The sequence below is a fragment of the Streptomyces sp. RKAG293 genome, from assembly GCF_023701745.1.
GTDB lineage: Bacteria > Actinomycetota > Actinomycetes > Streptomycetales > Streptomycetaceae > Actinacidiphila.
In genome coordinates, this window is record NZ_JAJOZB010000001.1 from 7,041,340 (window position 1) to 7,058,017 (window position 16,678).

The window sequence follows — 16,678 nt, forward strand, 5'->3', positions numbered from 1 at the left end:
CGAGGGAGGCGTGCGCCGGGCGGCGCCGGGGTCAGTCCTTCTTGCAGGGCGTCCCGCGGGACAGGGCGTAGCGCCCGCCTATCCGGTACGTGCCCGGCGCCGGCGCGTACAGCCGGGTCCAGTCGCCGGCCTGTTCCAGACAGCCGTGCTCGGAGTCCGTGGCTCCCGCTATCGCGAGCCACGGCGACCACGGGATGCGCAGCAGCACCGGACCCGACTTCGGGACGTCGACGACCAGCTCGGCCGGTCCCGCCTGGCGGACGATCGACGGCGGGTCGGCCATCGGCTCGGCCCCGGTCACGCTGTACAGCCGCCAGTGGTCGTCCTGCCAGACCGGCTGCAGCCAGGCGTGCCCGGCCGCGACGATCTTCGCCTCGGCCACGGCCGCACCGTCCGGCTCGTCCGACGGCAGGACGACGTACCCGACGCCCCAGCGCTGCAGCCACGCCAGATAGGTGGCCGGGGTGAGGGTGCCGTCGTAGAAGAGCGGGTTGCGCTCGACGTCCGCCTGCCGGTTCCAGCCGCGGGCGAGGTTGACGTGCGGGGCTATCCCCGACGCCTCCCAGTGCGAGCGCAGCGGAACGACCTCGACCCGGCCCCGGTCGGCCCCGACCCGGGCCAGTTCGTCTATGAGCCCCTGGGCGTGCTCGATGGTCGCGGTCACCGGCGCGGTGTTGACCAGGTCGGTGACGGGCTTGGCGACCTGCCAGACCGCGACGGCCAGGAACGCCGCGAAGATGACGAGGGTCTTGCGGCCCCGGTCGGTCCGCCCCACCGCCGTGGCGAGCAGCGCGGTGCCGCCGAAGAGCAGTGAGAGCCGCTCGACATTGCTGCCGATCGGCGACGGTATCGCCCAGGTCAGCACTATGCCCGCGGAGTAGACCCAGGATCCGGTGCGCAGGGTGCGCCAGGAGCGCGGCACCAGGAGCGCCACCAGCAGCGCTGCGGCCAGCGGCAGCGCGGCGAAGTACCAGGTGAACGGCTGCACCCCGTAGAAGGGGAACAGCAGCGAGGTGCCGCCGACGACGATCGGCGGGCTCGCGGCCAGGATGTACGCGTGCTTGCGCCGCCCGGTGAGGAACAGGGCGCCCGCCAGGACCTCGATGAAGAGCCCGGCCACCGGGCTGCACATGGTGGCCAGCCCGCCCAGCGCGGAGGCCCCCACGATGCGCGAGGTCCGCTGGTCGTCCTCGGGGAGGACCAGGGCGGTGGCGGCGAGTGCGAACAGCATGCCGAGCGCGAAGGTCACCCGGCCCGACGCCACGTCGCACCAGAGCGCGAACGCCGTCCACAGCGCGGGCAGCATCGGCTTCCGGATCCGGAAGCGGACCAGCAGATACGCGGCGACGGTCGCGGAGAGCGTGCCCGCGATCACCGCGGTCGTGCGGACCCCGAGCCACGCCATGATGTACGGCGACAGGATGCTGTACGAAGCGGGGTGCATCCCGCCGTACCAGGAGAGGTTGTACGCGGAGTCCGGGTGCTCGCGGATGAAGTCCGTCCACGCGAACTGGGCGGCCATGTCACCCGCGTCCTTGGCCAGGAACAGCGCCCACACGATGTGCAGCACCGCGGCGAACAGCGTCGCCGCCATCACCGGCCGGCGCGGATCAGCCAGTCGGAGAAAGGACTTGGGACGCTTTGCGGCGGCCCAGCCCGCGGTCTCCCAGGTGGTCACATTGTTCTCTTCCAGTCGCGGGTCCTACGTGCTCCGGCTTGGATCCCCACCCGGCCGGAGTCGAACTCGCACCACGGATCTGGAGTTCGAACAGAGATGAAGGACGCTAGCACGTGCTCAGGGGGGCGCTCACGCGCGGGCGTGCGCCTCGATTCGGGCATTGCCCTTCGCGGCACCCGTCCGCGGTCGTACGGTGGTACAGGTACCGCAGATCTTGCACCGGGGCGGGAGATCCCGGCCGGTCCTGTGAAGCGGCTCCGAGGGAAGGAGCCCACCCAGCCATGGACCGCCGCATTCCTCCGGGGCTGTCCGGACGGATCCCGCTCGCGGTGATCGTCGTGGACGGCGCGGGACTCGTATCGCACTGGAGCACCGGTGCGCGCAAACTTTTCGGCTGCTCCAAGGAAGCGGCCGTCGGCCGTCCGGCGGTGGATCTGCTCCCGGTCTCCGGCGCTCTGAACAGCGCGGTCGGGGACGAGAGCGGGCTGGACGACTTCGGCCCGGAACTGGACGCCCCGCTCAGCGGCGCGACCTCGTACCCCACCGCGGGCCGGGCCCGGCTCTTCGACGACTGCCACGGCGGCGGCGCGGACCGGGAGGACGGGGCCGTGGACGTCCTGTGGTGGGCGTATCCGCTCGTCGGCCCGGGACCCGAGCGGCTGCTCGTCCTCGCCGCCGACGCGACCCAGTTACGGTCCTCGCCGGATTCCGGGCCGGAACAGGACGCGACGGCCGACTCGGATGCTCACTCGGCGGCCGGGGAATTCGAACGGATCGCGCCCGGCTTCGCGCTGCACACCGAGTTCTCCGGCGCCGACCAGCTAGCCAAGCGGCTGCCCGAGATCCTGCCGAGCATGAATCCGGCGGAGAGCGCCCGGATCGTCTCCCAGGTGCTGGAGCTCGGCTATCCGGTGCTGGAGTTCAGCCAGCACGACCGGGTGCCGGTCACCCCCGACTGGGGCGTGCCCAGGCGCGACGAGCGCCGGGCCAGGCAGCGCGCCGCCGCCGCGGCCGCCCAGCTGGACCCGCGGGCCGCGGCCCCGGCCGACCTGGCGCCCGACCTCGAATACGCCGCGGTGCGCGAGCACCTCGAATTCCTCAACGAGGTCAGCGCCCGTATCGGCACCTCACTGGACCTGGCCCGCACCATCCAGGAGGTGAGCGCGGCCGTGGTGCCGCGCTTCACCGACGTCGCCGGCTCGTATCTGCGCGAGCAGGTGCTCGCGGGCGAGGGGTTCCCCGACGGGCCGCCGGACGTCACCACCATGTGGTACCGGGTGGCCGTCGAGCACACCGACGAGCCGGGGCGCTGGGACGACGTGGTTCCGGTCGGCGAGTCGATGCCGTTCCCCGAGCACACCCCGTTCTTCCAGTGCATGACCAGCGGACAGCCGGTGCTCGTACCGCGGATCTCGGAGCAGATGGGCAACGCGATCGCCGCGCAGTTCGAGAAGCGCGACATCAGCCCGCTGATCAACAACCGGTCGATGCTCGTGGTGCCGCTCAAGGCCCGCAACGTGGTGCTCGGCTTCATGATCCTGCTGCGCCACCGGGAGCGTGCGGTCTTCAACGACATGGACAAGGCGACGGGCGCGGAGTTCGCCGCCCGCGCCGGCCTCGTGCTGGACAACGCCCGGATGTACACGTACCAGGAGAATGTCGCCGACACCCTCCAGGACAGCATGCTGCCGCACATCACCCCGCGGATGCCGGGCTGTGACGTGGCCACCCGCTATCTGCCCGGGACCCGGCTGGGCCGGGTCGGCGGCGACTGGTTCGACACGATCAAGCTGGCCGGCTCGCGGCTGGCACTCGTCGTCGGCGACGTCATGGGGCACGGGCTGAACTCCGCCGCGATGATGGGCCAGCTGCGCACCGCCGTGCAGACCATGGCGGCGATGGGCATGCCGCCCGCCCAGCTGCTGCGCAATCTCGACGATCTGGCGCAGCGCCTCGGCGAGCACTATCTGGCCACCTGCCTGTACGCCGTGTACGACCCGATCGGGTCCGAGCTGGTGATCTCCAACGCCGGACACATCCCGCCGGTCCTGGTGCGGGCGGCCGACGGGCGCAGCGAGCTGCTCGACGTGCCGACCGGCGCCCCGATCGGGGTGGGCGGCGTCCCGTTCGAGACGGTCACGGTGCCGGTCGCGCAGGGTGACCGGCTGGTGCTGTGCACCGACGGGCTGGTCGAGGTGCGCGGGCAGGACATCGGCACCGGCCTGGCCGCGCTGTGCGAGAGCGCCGCGCACCCGGCGGCGTCGATGGACGACGCCTGCGACACGATCATCCGCGCGCTCAACCCGCGCGGCGGCCGCAAGGACGACGTCGCCCTGCTGATGGCGCGGCTGAACGGCATCCCGCGTTCGGACGTGGCGACGTGGCAGCTGGCCCGTCATCCGCGCGAGGCCGCGCACGCCCGCCGGCTGACCCGCGCGACGCTGCGCGACTGGGATCTGGAGGAGGTCTCCGAGACCGCGGAACTGCTGGTCGGCGAGGTCGTCACCAACGCCATCCGGCATGCGGGGACCAGTGAGGTCGAGCTGCGCCTGGTGCGGGCCGACGCCCTGCTGTGCGAGGTCACGGACGACGACCACGCGGTCCCGGTCCTGCTGAACACCGGCCCCGAGGACGAGTACGGGCGGGGCATGCGGATCGTGAGCCGGCTGGCGCGGCAGTGGGGTACGAGCCGTACGGCGCAGGGCAAGACGGTCTGGTTCGAGCAGACGCTGCCGCGGTCGGCGTCGCGACGGCGGCGCTGAGGGGGCCGGCTGTTCGGCGGCCGGCCGCCGCGTCACCGCGTACCGAGTCACCGAGGTTTCGTCGGATCCTGGGGAGTCCCGAAATGAACGTGCCCGGCACCTACACGCAGGCCTGGGAGAGTTTCTGGCGCGACGCGCCCGCCACGTCCGGGGCGGTCTTCTGGGACGCGGACGCGTCCCTCACCGCCGCACTGCAGCTGCCGCTCTTCGAGCCGTACTTCGACGCCGGCCTGCCGGTCGTCGACTTCGGCTGCGGCAACGGCACCCAGACCCGGTACCTCGCGGAGCGCTACGACCGGGTGGTCGGGGTGGACCTGTCCGAGGCGGCGGTCGGCCACGCGCGCCGCGCGGACCCGCACGGCGTCGCCGAGTACCAGCAGCTCAACGGTGCCGACGCGGCCGCGACACGCCGGCTGCACGCGGAGATCGGTGACGCGAACGTCTATATGCGGGGTGTGCTGCACCAGTGCGAACCGGCGGACCGGGCGCCGCTGGTCGAGGGCATCGCGGCCCTGCTCGGCGAGCGGGGCCGGGTGTTCGCGGTCGAGCTGGCCGCGGCCGCGAAGGGCGTCCTGCTGGGCATCGCCCAGGGGCCCGGCGGCCCGCCGCCGAAGCTGGGGGCGGTGTTCGCGCACGGCCTCACCCCGGGTGAGGTGGCCGACGAGGCGGTCCCCGGCTACTTCCGGGCCGCGGGTCTCGAGCTGCTGGCCGGCGGTGAGCAGCCGCTGACGACGACGGAGTTCCGTACCGACGGCACACGCATCGAGCTGCCGTCGAACTGGCTGGTGGCGGGCGGTGGACGCTAGCGTCCGGCCGGGTTTGTAGAGGTCTGGACCACTGCAGTTATCCACAGCTCTGGTATGCGCTGCCCAAAACCGCGTAGCGTTGCCTCGCATGAAGATCCTCATCTCGGCCGACATGGAGGGCGCCACCGGCGTCACCTGGCCTGCCGATGTGTTGCCGGGAAGCGAGCAGTGGCAGCGCTGCCGCCATATGTTCACGTCCGACGTGAATGCCGCGATCGCCGGGTTCTTCGACGGCGGAGCCGACCAGGTCCTGGTGAACGAGGCGCACTGGACCATGCGCAACCTGCTGCTGGAGAAACTCGACGAGCGGGCCGAGATGCTCACCGGCCGGCACAAGGACCTGTCGATGGTCGAGGGCGTGCAGCACGGGGACGTCGACGGCATCGCGTTCGTCGGCTATCACACGGGCGCCGGGACCGAGGGCGTGCTCGCGCACACCTATCTCGCCAACTCGATCACGGGCGTCTGGGCCAACGGCGAACCGGCGAGCGAGGGGCGGCTGAACGCGCTGGTCGTCGCCGAGTACGGTGTGCCGGTGATCCTGGTGACCGGCGACGACCGGACCGGCGCCGACGCGCGCGGCTACGCCCCGCGGGCCCGTACGGTCGCGGTCAAGGACTATGTGTCGCGATACGCGGCGGTCTGCCGGCCCCCGGCCAGGACCGCGGCCGACATCCGGGCCGCGGCGAAGGAAGCGGTGGCCCTCGCGGTGCGCCATGAGCCCGCGCAGGACGGACCGTTCCACATCGAGCTCGAGTTCGATGCCGTACACCTTGCCGGGGCCGCCACGGTGGTGCCCGGCGTGGCGCGGACCGGCGAACGCCGAGTCGGCTACACATCACCGACCATGTACGAGGGCATCCGCGCTTTCAAGGCGGTCACCACGCTCGTGTCGGCAGCGGTGGAGGAACAGTATGGCTGAGCAAGCGGTCTTCGAGTCGGTCGGCCTGGGGGTGGACCAGCAGGCGCTGGACGAGGTGGTGCGCTTCACCTCCGAGCTGATCCGGATCGACACGACCAACCGCGGCGGCGGCGACGGCAACGAGCGGCCCGCCGCCGAATACGTCGCCGCGCTGCTGTCCGACGCCGGGATCGAGCCGATGATCCTGGAGTCCGCCCCCGGCCGTACCAATGTGGTGGCCCGTATCGAGGGCAGCGACCCCGGGGCCGACGCGCTGCTGGTCCACGGCCATCTGGACGTCGTCCCGGCCGAGCCCGCGGACTGGAGCGTGCACCCCTTCTCCGGCGAGATCCGCGACGGAGTGGTCTGGGGCCGCGGCGCGGTCGACATGAAGAACATGGACGCGATGGTGCTGGCCACGGTGCGGGCCATGGCCCGCACCGGCCGCCGCCCGGCCCGGGACCTCGTGCTCGCCTTCACCGCGGACGAGGAGGACAGCGCCGTGTACGGCTCCGGCTTCCTCGCGGACCAGCACGCCGCGCTCTTCGAGGGCTGTACCGAGGGCATCAGCGAATCGGGCGCCTTCACCTTCCACGCGGGCGGCGGTATGCGGCTGTACCCGGTGGCCGCCGGCGAGCGCGGCACCGCCTGGCTCCGGCTGACCGCGCACGGCAAGGCCGGACACGGCTCCAAGGTCAATCCGGCGAACGCGGTCAGCAGGCTGGCCGCGGCCATCGCGCGGATCGGTGAGCACGACTGGCCGGTCCGGCTGACCGCCACCGTGCGCGCCTCGCTCACCGAACTCGCCGCGCTGCACGGCATCGAACCCGATCTGGACGATGTGGACGGGCTGCTCGGCAAGCTCGGCCCGGCCGCCGCGCTCGTCGAGCCGACGGTCCGCAACAGCGCGAACCCGACGATGCTGCAGGCCGGTTACAAGATCAACGTCATCCCCGGCACCTCGACCGCGTATGTGGACGGACGGATGCTGCCCGGCGGCGAGGCCGAGTTCACCGAGACCATGGACCGGCTCACCGGGCCGGACGTCGAGTGGGAGTTCCACCACCGCGAGGTGCCGCTCCAGGCTCCGGTGGACTCGCCGACGTACGCCGCGATGCGCGAGGCGCTGGAGCACTTCGACCCGGAAGCGCACGTCGTCCCGTACTGCATGTCGGGTGGCACGGACGCCAAGCAGTTCTCCCGGCTCGGCATCACCGGCTACGGCTTCTCACCGCTCAAGCTGCCCCCGGGCTTCGACTACCAGGCGCTCTTCCACGGAGTGGACGAGCGCGTGCCGGTCGAGGCGCTGCACTTCGGCGTCCAGGTGCTCGACCGCTTTCTGACCTCCTCCTCAGGGAAGGCACCGGAATGACCCAGGACGTCCCGTACGGAGCCTGGCCGTCGCCGATCGGCGCGGCGACCGCCGCGTCGCACGACGGCGGCCCCGAATTCGTGGGCTTCGTCGGGGACGAGGTGTGGTGGACCGAGCCGCGTCCCGCCGAGGGCGGGCGCCGCGCGCTGGTCCGGCGGCTCGCGGACGGCAGCGAGCAGTGCCCGCTGCCCGCACCGTGGAACGTCCGCAGCCGCGTCATGGAGTACGGCGGCCGCCCGTGGGCCGGCACACCGGACGCGGACGGCCCGCTGATCGTCTTCGCGAACTTCGCCGACCAGCGCCTGTACGCGTACCGGCCGGGCGCGGAACCGCTGCCGCTGACACCCGTCTCGGCGGTGGGCGACGGTCTGCGGTGGGTGGACCCGCAGATCCACCAGGACCGCGACGAGGTCTGGTGCGTCCTCGAGGAGTTCACCGGCGACGGGCCCTCCGACGTGCGGCGCGTCATCGCCGCCGTGCCGCTGGACGGGTCGGCCGCCGCCGACCGCGGCGCGGTGCGTGAACTGACCGACGGCACCGACCGGTTCGTCACCGCCCCCCGGCTCTCGCCGGACGGACGGCAGGTCGTCTGGATCGCCTGGAACCATCCGCTGATGCCCTGGGACGGCACCGAGCTCAAGCTCGCGCAGGTCGGGAAGGACGGCTCCTTCAGCGGCGCCCGCACCCTGATCGGCGGCCCCGAGGAGTCGGTCGCGCAGGCCGAATGGGCCGCGGACGGCACCCTGATCGCCGCCACGGACCGCACCGGCTGGTGGAACCTGCACCGTGTCGACCCCGGCACCGGCGAGGCCGTCAACCTCTGCCCGCGCCAGGAGGAGTTCGCCGGCCCGGTGTGGAAGCTCGGCTACCGCTGGTTCGCACCCGTCGGCGAGGGACTGCTCGCGGTTCTGCACGGCGTCGGGGCCCAGCGCCTCGCCATACTCGACCCGGCCACCGGCGAACTGGCCGACGTTCCGGGCCGCTGGACGGAATGGGCCGCCGGTCTCGCCACGTCCGGCACCCGGGTGCTGGACGTGGCCGCGAGCGCGCGCTCCTCGTCCGAGATCGTCGAACTCGACACCAGCACCGGGCACGCCCGCGTCATCGGCTGCGCGCACCAGGACGCCGTCGACCCCGCGTATCTGCCGGACCCCACCGCCCGGACCTTCATTGGACCCGGCGGGCGTGAGGTGCACGCGCAGGTGTACCCGCCGCGCAACCCGGCGGCCGGCGCACCGGCGGGCGAGCTGCCGCCCTATGTGATCTGGGTGCACGGCGGCCCCACCAGCAGGGTCCCGATGGTGCTCGATGTGGAGATCGCCTACTTCACCTCGCGGGGCATCGGCGTCGCGGAGGTCAACTACGGGGGCTCCACCGGCTACGGCCGCGCCTACCGCGAGCGGCTCCGTGAACAGTGGGGCGTCGTGGACGTCGAGGACTGCGCCGCCGTCGCCCAGGCTCTCGTCGACGAGGGCACCGCGGACGGGGCCCGGCTCGCGATCCGCGGCGGCAGCGCCGGCGGCTGGACCACCGGAGCCTCGCTCACCTCCACCGACCTGTACGCGTGCGGTGCCATCAGCTTCCCGATCCTGGACCTCACCGGCTGGTCGGCGAACGGTGAGACGCACGACTTCGAATCGCGGTACCTGGAGTCCCTCGTCGGCCCGCTCGCCGAGGTCCCCGACCGGTACCACGACCGCTCGCCGGTCAACAGCGCCGACCGCGTCACCGCACCGTTCCTGCTGTTGCAGGGACTGGACGACGTGATCTGCCCGCCCGTCCAGTGCGAGCGCTTCCTGGAACGGATCGCCGGGCGCGGCATCCCGCACGCGTACCTCACCTTCGAGGGCGAAGGCCATGGATTCCGCCGCGAGGACACCATCGTCGCCTGCCTCGAGGCCGAACTCTCGCTCTACGGGCAGGTCTTCGGCTTCGTGCCGCCCGGTGTGCCGCAGCTGGGGCTCACCACATGACGGGGACCGTTCCCGAGCCGCTGCGCCGCGCGCGCCGGCTGGTGCCCGGCGACCGGGTCGCCGTCGTCGCCCCCAGCGGTCCCGTTCCGCAGGAGCGGCTCGACGCCGGGCTCGACATCCTGCGCGGCTGGGGCCTCGACCCGGTCGCCGCGCCGCATGTCCTGGACCGGCACCCGGGCCTCGGCTACCTGGCCGGCGCGGACCAGGACCGTGCCCGGGACCTCCAGCAGGCCTGGTGCGACCCCTCGGTGGCCGCGGTGCTCTGCGCCCGCGGCGGCTACGGCGTCCAGCGCATGGCCGACCTGCTGGACTGGAACGCGATGCGGGCCGCGGAACCGAAGGCGTTCATCGGCTACAGCGACATCACCGCGCTGCACGAGGCGTTCGCCACCCGGCTGGGGCTCGCCACGCTGCACGGCCCGATGGCCGCGGCCGCCACCTTCCTCAAGGACGACCCCACCCAGGACCATCTGCGCCGCACCCTGATGGAACCCGAGAGCGTCCAGGTTCTGAGCTCGCCCGCCGCCAGGACCATGGTCCCCGGCCGGGCCCGCGGCCGTACCCTCGGCGGCACCCTGTGCCTGCTCGCCGCGGGGCTCGGCACCCCGGAGGCCCGGCCGGCCGCCGCCGGCGGGATCCTCCTCCTGGAGGACACCGGCGAGGAGCCGTACCGGCTGGACCGCTACCTCACCCAACTGCTGCGCTCCGGATGGCTGGACGGCGTCGCCGGGATCGTCCTCGGCTCCTGGGCCCAGTGCGGCCCCTACGAAACCCTGCGCCCGCTGCTGCTCGACCGGCTCGGTGATCTGGGGGTGCCGGTCGTGGAGGAGCTGGGGTTCGGGCACTGCGACTCCACCATCACCGTCCCGCTCGGCCTGCCCGCCGTCCTGGACGCCGACGCCCGCACCCTGACGATCGAGGTCCCGGCACTCCTTACGGACCGCTGACGTCCCGGCCGGGTCACGCCGTCAGGACCGGCCGGGACCGTAGCGTCGGAGCATGCTGACACTCGTCACCGGAGGCGCGGGCTTCATCGGCTCGCACATCGTGACCACCCTCCTCGAAGCCGGACACGACGTGCGCGTCCTGGACGCGCTGCTCCCCGCCGCCCACGGCGACCACGCCGAACCTCCCGACCTCCCGGCGGGAGCCGACTGGCGGCGGGCCGACGTCCGGGACCGCGGAGCCGTCGAGGACGCGCTGCGCGGGGTGGACGCGGTGTGCCATCAGGCCGCCATGGTCGGCCTCGGCAAGGACTTCGCCGACGCGCCCGACTACGTCAGCTGCAACGACCACGGCACGGCCGTGCTGCTCGCCGCCATGGCCGCCACCGGAGTGCGGTCCCTGGTCCTGGCCGGCTCCATGGTGGTCTACGGCGAAGGCCGCTACGCGTGTACGCGGCACGGCGTCGTCCGGCCGGGACCGCGCCGGGTCGCCGATCTCGACGCGGGCCGCTTCGAGCCGCCCTGCCCGCAGTGCGGTGATCCGCTCGCTCCCGGCCTCGTCACCGAGGACGCCCCCACCGACCCGCGCAATGTCTACGCCGCCACCAAGCTCGCCCAGGAACATCTCGCCGCCGCCTGGGCCCGAGCGGCCGACGGCCGTGCGGTGTCCCTGCGGTACCACAACGTCTACGGACCCGGGATGCCGCGCGACACCCCGTACGCGGGTGTCGCCGCGCTCTTCCGCTCCGCCCTGGCGCGCGGCGAGGCCCCGCGCGTCTTCGAGGACGGGGCCCAGCGGCGGGACTTCGTGCACGTACGGGATGTCGCGGCCGCCAACGCGGCCGCGCTCGGCGCGGTCACCGGCGGACCGTCCGGCGGGCTGCGGACGTACAACGTCGGCAGCGGCACCGTCCACTCCGTGGGCGACATGGCCGCCGCCCTCGCCGTGGCCACCGGCGGCCCCGCCCCCGTCACCACGGGCGAGTATCGGCTCGGCGACGTCCGGCACATCACGGCCTCGTCCGCACGGATCCGCACCGAACTCGGCTGGGCGCCGGCCGTCGGCTTCACGGACGGCATGCGGGACTTCGCCCAGGCCGCACTGCGCGGGACCGCCGCGCCCACCCCGGTCTGACGTCAGCCCGAGGCGGCCGGCAGGACGACCTCGAAGCGGCAGCCGCCCGGAACGTTGCGGACGGCCGCGTGGCCGGCGTGGGCCTCGACGATGCCGCGGACGATGGCGAGGCCCAGCCCGGCCCCCGCGGGAGGCGTTCTGGCTCCGGTACCGCGCCAGCCGGTGTCGAAGACCCGGGGGAGGTCGTCGGCGGGGATGCCGCCGCAGCCGTCGGTGACGGACAGGACCACGGAGTCGGCCTCGCGGTGCGCGGAGACGGCGACCGTTCCGTCGGCCGGGGTGCGGTGGATGGCGTTGGCGAGCAGATTCGCGAGCACCCGCGTCATCTCGCGGCCGTCGACCTCCACCGGAACGGACTCGACGCCGTCGCCGATCAGCCGGACCCCGTGCTCGCGGGCCAGCGGATTGGCGCCGGCGATGGCGTCGCCCACGAGGTCGTAGACGGACATCCGGGACGGCACCAGGGCGAGCACTCCCGCCTGGATGCGGGAGAGTTCGAAGAGATCGCCGACCATGCCGCTGAGGCGTTCCACCTCGGTCCTGATCTGCGCGTGGTAGCGCGCGGGGTCCTCCGCTATGCCGTCCTCCAGCGCCTCGGCCATGGCGCGCAGCCCGGCGAGCGGGGTGCGCAGATCGTGCGAGATCCAGGCCACCAGCTCCCGGCGGGACGCCTCCAGCGCGCGTTCGCGCTCCCGCGACGCGGCGAGCTTCGCGCTGGTGGCGGCCAGTTCGCGGCCCAGGTCGGCGAGTTCGGCGGTCGGCGGCCCGGCGGGCGCGGCGAAGATGTCGCTGTCGCCGAAGTCGCGGGTGGCGCTCGCCAGCGCGCGGCTGCCCGCGACGACCCTGCGGCCGAGCAGCAGACTCACGCCCAGCGAGACGACGGCGGCCATCGCGCAGACCGTTATGACCACGCCGAGGTCGTGCGAGGACAGGAACATCGCCCAGGCGACCGAGAGCGTGCCGGCGAGCATCGCCGCCACGGTGACGGCGGCGACCACCGCGAGCGACAGCGCCACCGACCGGTTCCGCAGCAGCCGCAGCGCCAGCGCGCCGAGGAGTCCGGCGGCCGCGGCGCCGACCGCCGCGTAGGCCGCGATCAGCAGGACGTCATGCATCGGGATTCACCGTTTCCTGTGCTGCCTCGTGTGCCGCCGGTTCCGCTCCCGCGGGCACGGGATCCGCGGGCGGAGTGCCCGGGGGCGGGTCGAAGCGGTAGCCGACGCCCCAGACCGTGCTGATCAGCAGCGGCCGGGCGGGATCGTCCTCGACCTTCTCGCGCAGCCGCCGCACGTGCACGGTGACGGTCGACAGATCGCCGAACTCCCAGCCCCACACCCGCCGCATCAGCTCCTCGCGCCCCAGCACCCGCCCGGGATGCCGGAGGAAGAACGCGAGCAGGTCGAACTCACGGATGGTCAGGGCGAGTTCCGTGCCGCCGTGGATGGCCCGCCGGGCGGCCGGGTCCAGGGCGAGCGGCCCCGACCGCAGCCAGGGGCCGGCGGGCGGCGGTGTCCCGGCGCGGCGCAGTACGGACTCCACGCGCAGTACGAGCTCGCGCGGGCTGAACGGCTTCGTGACGTAGTCGTCCGCGCCGACCTCCAGGCCGAGGATCCGGTCGTCCTGGTCGCCGCGGGCGGTCAGCATCACGACCGGGACGGGGCCGCGCTCGCGTATCCGCCGGCACACCTCCAGGCCGTCCAGACCGGGCAGCATCAGATCGAGGACGACGAGGTCCGGGCGGACGGCGGCGGCACGGGCCACCGCGGTGGGTCCGTCGGCGGCCCGGTCCACGACGAAGCCGGCGCGCAGGAGGTACCCCGCGACGACTTCGGCGACGGTCGGATCGTCGTCCACGACGAGGATGCGGCGCTGTACGGGATCGGTGGTCACGCTTCGAGTCTGGCACCGAGCGGTGGGACCGGGCTCCCGGGCGGGGGCTCAGGAGGCCGACGTCCGTGTTTCGTAAGGATCCAAAGTCCGGAATGTCGGTTTCTGCTTCATAGGGTGAGGAGCGTGACCAACCCAACGACACCGCCCGTCGACGTCGTACTGCCGTGCCTGGACGAGGCCGGTGCCCTGCCCTGGGTGCTGGAGCGCCTTCCGTCCGGCTGGCGCGCGATCGTCGTCGACAACGGCTCGACCGACGGTTCCGCCGACCTCGCCGCTTCCCTCGGAGCGACGGTGGTCCGCGAGCCGGTGCGGGGCTTCGGCGCCGCCTGCCACGCCGGACTGCTCGCCGCGACCGCCGACATCGTCTGCTTCTGTGACTGCGACGCCTCGCTCGACCCCGCCCTGCTGCCGTCCGTCGCGGACCCGGTGCTGCGGGGTGATCTCGACCTGGTGCTCGGCCGCCGCAGGCCGACCTCCCGTGGCGCCTGGCCGCCGCACGCCCGGGTCGCCAATCTCGAACTGGCCCGGCGGATCCGCCGCCGCACCGGCCTGCGGCTGCACGACCTCGGCCCGATGCGGGCCGCGAGGCGTACCGCGCTGCTCGGCCTGGAACTGGCCGACCGCCGGTCCGGCTACCCGCTCGAAATGCTGGTCCGGGCGGCCGACGCCGGCTGGCGGATCGCCGAGACCGACGTCCCGTACGCGCCCAGAACCGGCCGCTCCAAGGTGACCGGCACCTGGCGCGGAACCTGGCAGGCGGTCCAGGACATGAGCGCCGTACTGCGGCAGCCGGCGCTCGGCACGGCGGCGCTCGGCACGGCGGCGGACGGCCGGACCGTCGAGGTCCCCGCGCCCGCGCAGCCCACCCGGGCCGTTCAAGCCGGTCAGGCCGCCCGATGACCGGCGCTCCCGGCATGACGACGCTGCTGGTGATCGCCAAGGAGCCGGTACCGGGACGGGTCAAGACCCGGCTCACCCCGCCGTACTCGCCGCGGCAGGCGGCGGCGCTGGCCGAGGCGGCGCTCGCCGACACCCTCGACGCGGTGCTGCGCGCCCCGGCCCGCCGCCGGGTGCTGGTGCTCGACGGCGCGCCCGGTCCCTGGCTGCCGCCGGGCTTCGACATTGTTCCGCAGGCGTCCGGTGGCCTGGACGAGCGGCTGGCGGCGGCCTTCGCCGGCTGCGCCGGGCCCACGCTGCTGGTCGGCATGGACACTCCGCAGCTCACCCCGGACCTGCTGGAGCCGGCGCTGCGGCCGGACGCCTGGTCCGGCTGCGACGCGTGGTTCGGCCCGGCGGAGGACGGCGGCTTCTGGGCGATCGGCCTCGCCGAGCCGGATCCCTCGCTGTTCCCCGGGGTGCCGATGTCGACGGACCGGACGGGCGAGATCCAGCGCCGCCGTCTCACCGAGGCCGGGCTGCGGGTCCGTGATCTGCCGGTGCTGCGCGATGTGGACACCGCCGCCGATGCCGCCGAGGTCGCCGGCATCGCACCCGGCTCACGTTTCGCCGCCGCACTGCGGGCGGCCGACCTCCCACCAGGGCCTCTGAGGATCCTGCCGATGCCGGCGCGGCACGCCGCTGCCGGCCGGGCGGAGGCCCGATGACGCCGGTGGACGGCGCGACCGCGACGATCGCGCAGCGGCCCGAAGCCCCCGCCCCCGCTCCCTGGATCGACGACCCGTACGCGCACGCGATCCGTTCGGGACAGGGCCCGCTGTTCCTGCGCAGGGCCGACGGCTGGCTGCTGCCCCTGGACGTGGAGCGGTGGTGCGCGGCGCCCGACGCCGCCGACACCGCGCTGCTGTTCCGGTGCCGGCGCGGCCCGGTGCTCGACATCGGCTGCGGGCCCGGCCGGCTGGTGGCGGCAATCGCGGCCACCGGCGTACCGGCCCTCGGCGTGGACGTCAGCCCGGCCGCCGTGGCCCGCACCCGCGACATCGGGGGAGCGGTGCTGTGCCGGTCGGTCTTCGACCGGCTGCCCGCCGAAGGCCGCTGGGGCACGGCGCTGCTGATCGACGGCAACGTCGGCATCGGCGGCGACCCGCGCGCCCTGCTCGCCCGGGTCGGCGAACTGGTCGCCCCCGGCGGCCGGCTGCTCGTCGAGGCGGCGGCCTACGATGTCGACGAGCGGTTCACCGTACGGGTGGAGGACGGCCGGGGACGGTACGGCCGGGACTTCCCCTGGGCGCGGCTGGGCGCGGCCGCGCTGCGGTCGGCCGCCGACAGCGCGGGCTGGACGACGGTCGAGGAGTGGTCCGTGGCCGGCCGGCACTTCGTGGAGCTGTGGCGCTGCTGAGACCGGTGGCCGAGGACCGTCCCGGGCCGGCGCTCACGCCCACGTACGGTCCAGGAAGTCGGCGATCAGCGGTGCGATCTCCCCGACGCACTCCTCCAGCGCGAAGTGCCCGGTGTCGAACGAGTGCACCTCGGCGTCCGGCACATCGCGCAGGAACGCGTGCGCTCCGGCCTCCACGAAGATGGCGTCGCGGTTCCCCCACAGCACCAGCGTCGGCGGCTGGTGCTTGCGCAGCCAGGCCTGCCACCGCGGGTACAGCCCGACGTTGCTGTGGTAGTCGTAGGCCAGCTGGAGCTGGATCACGTCGCGCCCCGGCAGATCGAGGAAGTGCTGGTCGAGGAGCCAGCTCTCGGGGGGCACGGTGGACGCGTCGGTCGTGCCGCCCTCGTACTGGCCGCGGGTGAAGCCGGGGGTCAGCATCTGGCGCAGCCGCTCCTCGGAGCCCTCGGTCCCGGGGCGTTCGGCCACGAAGGCGCGGGCGATCGGGCTGAGCCCCTCCTCGTACGCGTTGCCGTTCTGCACCACGAGCCCCGCGATCCACTCCGGGTGGCGGGCGGCGAGGCGGAAGCCGACCGGGGAGCCGAAGTCGAAGGCGTAGAGCGTGAAGCGGTGCAGGCCGAGGGCCTCGCAGAACCCCTCCACGACGTCGGCGAGCAGGTCGAAGGTGTAGGTGAGGGAGGCCGGCGCGTCGCTGTGCCCGAAGCCCGGGTAGTCGGGGGCGATCAGGTGGTATCGGCCGCCGAGCGCGTCGATGAGCCGCCGGTACTGGTGCGAGGCGGACGGGAAGCCGTGCAGCAGGAGCAGGGTCGGGGCGTCCGGGTCGCCGGCCTCGCGGTAGAAGACGCGTACGCCGTCCACGTCGGCGAACCGGTGTGCCACCCGGGGAAGTTCCAGAGCCGTCATCGCGCGTGCCTCCCATGT

Annotated in this window: 14 protein-coding genes; 10 read left to right on the forward strand and 4 right to left on the reverse strand. The window is 73.5% G+C overall.

Annotated elements, in window-relative coordinates; translation table 11 throughout:
• Positions 1-31: 31 nt before the first annotated feature.
• Positions 32-1,678, reverse strand: coding sequence for an MFS transporter (locus LNW72_RS31165; RefSeq protein WP_250978404.1), 1,647 nt, complete (start codon positions 1,676-1,678; stop codon positions 32-34).
• A gap of 281 nt (positions 1,679-1,959) precedes the next feature.
• Here LNW72_RS31165 and LNW72_RS31170 point away from each other — a divergent pair, with 281 nt between their 5' ends.
• The 7 genes from LNW72_RS31170 (at position 1,960) to LNW72_RS31200 (ending at position 11,571) form a co-directional block, all read left to right on the forward strand.
• Positions 1,960-4,440, forward strand: a complete 2,481-nt coding sequence (locus LNW72_RS31170) for a SpoIIE family protein phosphatase (RefSeq protein ID WP_250978405.1) — start codon at positions 1,960-1,962, stop codon at positions 4,438-4,440.
• Between the two features lie 83 nt (positions 4,441-4,523).
• Positions 4,524-5,246 carry a class I SAM-dependent methyltransferase gene (locus LNW72_RS31175; protein WP_250978406.1) on the forward strand — a complete coding sequence of 241 codons (723 nt, stop codon included), beginning with the start codon at positions 4,524-4,526 and terminating at the stop codon, positions 5,244-5,246.
• Between the two features lie 88 nt (positions 5,247-5,334).
• Positions 5,335-6,168 (forward strand): M55 family metallopeptidase, encoded by an 834-nt coding sequence (locus LNW72_RS31180; RefSeq protein ID WP_138355534.1) that lies wholly within the window; start codon positions 5,335-5,337, stop codon positions 6,166-6,168.
• The gene (locus tag LNW72_RS31185) at positions 6,161-7,519 is read left to right on the forward strand and encodes a M20/M25/M40 family metallo-hydrolase (protein ID WP_250978407.1); all 1,359 of its coding nucleotides are present in this window, start codon (positions 6,161-6,163) and stop codon (positions 7,517-7,519) included. The genes LNW72_RS31180 and LNW72_RS31185 overlap by 8 nt, the downstream gene beginning before the upstream one ends.
• Positions 7,516-9,492 (forward strand): prolyl oligopeptidase family serine peptidase, encoded by a 1,977-nt coding sequence (locus LNW72_RS31190; protein WP_250978408.1) that lies wholly within the window; start codon positions 7,516-7,518, stop codon positions 9,490-9,492. The genes LNW72_RS31185 and LNW72_RS31190 overlap by 4 nt, the downstream gene beginning before the upstream one ends.
• Positions 9,489-10,439, forward strand: coding sequence for an LD-carboxypeptidase (locus LNW72_RS31195; RefSeq protein ID WP_250978409.1), 951 nt, complete (start codon positions 9,489-9,491; stop codon positions 10,437-10,439). Before LNW72_RS31190 ends, LNW72_RS31195 begins: the two co-directional genes overlap by 4 nt.
• A gap of 52 nt (positions 10,440-10,491) precedes the next feature.
• Positions 10,492-11,571: an NAD-dependent epimerase/dehydratase family protein gene (locus tag LNW72_RS31200; RefSeq protein WP_250978410.1), complete on the forward strand. Its 1,080-nt coding sequence runs from the start codon at positions 10,492-10,494 to the stop codon at positions 11,569-11,571.
• A gap of 2 nt (positions 11,572-11,573) precedes the next feature.
• Here the strand turns inward: LNW72_RS31200 and LNW72_RS31205 are convergent, their stop codons facing one another.
• Together LNW72_RS31205 and LNW72_RS31210 are read right to left on the reverse strand one after the other, a co-directional pair.
• Positions 11,574-12,686, reverse strand: coding sequence for a HAMP domain-containing sensor histidine kinase (locus tag LNW72_RS31205; protein WP_250978411.1), 1,113 nt, complete (start codon positions 12,684-12,686; stop codon positions 11,574-11,576).
• Positions 12,679-13,461, reverse strand: a complete 783-nt coding sequence (locus LNW72_RS31210; RefSeq protein ID WP_250978412.1) for a response regulator transcription factor — start codon at positions 13,459-13,461, stop codon at positions 12,679-12,681. Before LNW72_RS31210 ends, LNW72_RS31205 begins: the two co-directional genes overlap by 8 nt.
• A 114-nt stretch (positions 13,462-13,575) precedes the next feature.
• Between LNW72_RS31210 and LNW72_RS31215 the strand changes: the two genes are divergently transcribed.
• Genes LNW72_RS31215 through LNW72_RS31225 form a run of 3 tightly spaced genes read left to right on the forward strand, consistent with a single transcriptional unit; the run spans position 13,576 to position 15,757 of the window.
• Positions 13,576-14,361, forward strand: a complete 786-nt coding sequence (locus tag LNW72_RS31215) for a glycosyltransferase family 2 protein (protein ID WP_250978413.1) — start codon at positions 13,576-13,578, stop codon at positions 14,359-14,361.
• Positions 14,358-15,065, forward strand: coding sequence for a DUF2064 domain-containing protein (locus LNW72_RS31220; protein ID WP_250978414.1), 708 nt, complete (start codon positions 14,358-14,360; stop codon positions 15,063-15,065). Before LNW72_RS31215 ends, LNW72_RS31220 begins: the two co-directional genes overlap by 4 nt.
• Positions 15,062-15,757 (forward strand): methyltransferase domain-containing protein, encoded by a 696-nt coding sequence (locus tag LNW72_RS31225; RefSeq protein WP_250978415.1) that lies wholly within the window; start codon positions 15,062-15,064, stop codon positions 15,755-15,757. Before LNW72_RS31220 ends, LNW72_RS31225 begins: the two co-directional genes overlap by 4 nt.
• 33 nt (positions 15,758-15,790) lie before the next feature.
• Here the strand turns inward: LNW72_RS31225 and LNW72_RS31230 are convergent, their stop codons facing one another.
• Positions 15,791-16,660, reverse strand: a complete 870-nt coding sequence (locus LNW72_RS31230) for an alpha/beta hydrolase (RefSeq protein WP_250978416.1) — start codon at positions 16,658-16,660, stop codon at positions 15,791-15,793.
• Positions 16,661-16,678: the final 18 nt, after the last annotated feature.

Bases quoted from the DNA above. Each gene is read 5' to 3' on its own strand.
- LNW72_RS31170 (WP_250978405.1), top strand. From the start codon at position 1,960: ATGGACCGCCGCATTCCTCCGGGGCTGTCCGGACGGATCCCGCTCGCG.
- LNW72_RS31175 (WP_250978406.1), top strand. From the start codon at position 4,524: ATGAACGTGCCCGGCACCTACACGCAGGCCTGGGAGAGTTTCTGGCGC.
- LNW72_RS31180 (WP_138355534.1), top strand. From the start codon at position 5,335: ATGAAGATCCTCATCTCGGCCGACATGGAGGGCGCCACCGGCGTCACC.
- LNW72_RS31185 (WP_250978407.1), top strand. From the start codon at position 6,161: ATGGCTGAGCAAGCGGTCTTCGAGTCGGTCGGCCTGGGGGTGGACCAG.
- LNW72_RS31190 (WP_250978408.1), top strand. From the start codon at position 7,516: ATGACCCAGGACGTCCCGTACGGAGCCTGGCCGTCGCCGATCGGCGCG.
- LNW72_RS31195 (WP_250978409.1), top strand. From the start codon at position 9,489: ATGACGGGGACCGTTCCCGAGCCGCTGCGCCGCGCGCGCCGGCTGGTG.
- LNW72_RS31200 (WP_250978410.1), top strand. From the start codon at position 10,492: ATGCTGACACTCGTCACCGGAGGCGCGGGCTTCATCGGCTCGCACATC.
- LNW72_RS31205 (WP_250978411.1), bottom strand. From the start codon at position 12,686: ATGCATGACGTCCTGCTGATCGCGGCCTACGCGGCGGTCGGCGCCGCG.
- LNW72_RS31220 (WP_250978414.1), top strand. From the start codon at position 14,358: ATGACCGGCGCTCCCGGCATGACGACGCTGCTGGTGATCGCCAAGGAG.
- LNW72_RS31225 (WP_250978415.1), top strand. From the start codon at position 15,062: ATGACGCCGGTGGACGGCGCGACCGCGACGATCGCGCAGCGGCCCGAA.
- LNW72_RS31230 (WP_250978416.1), bottom strand. From the start codon at position 16,660: ATGACGGCTCTGGAACTTCCCCGGGTGGCACACCGGTTCGCCGACGTG.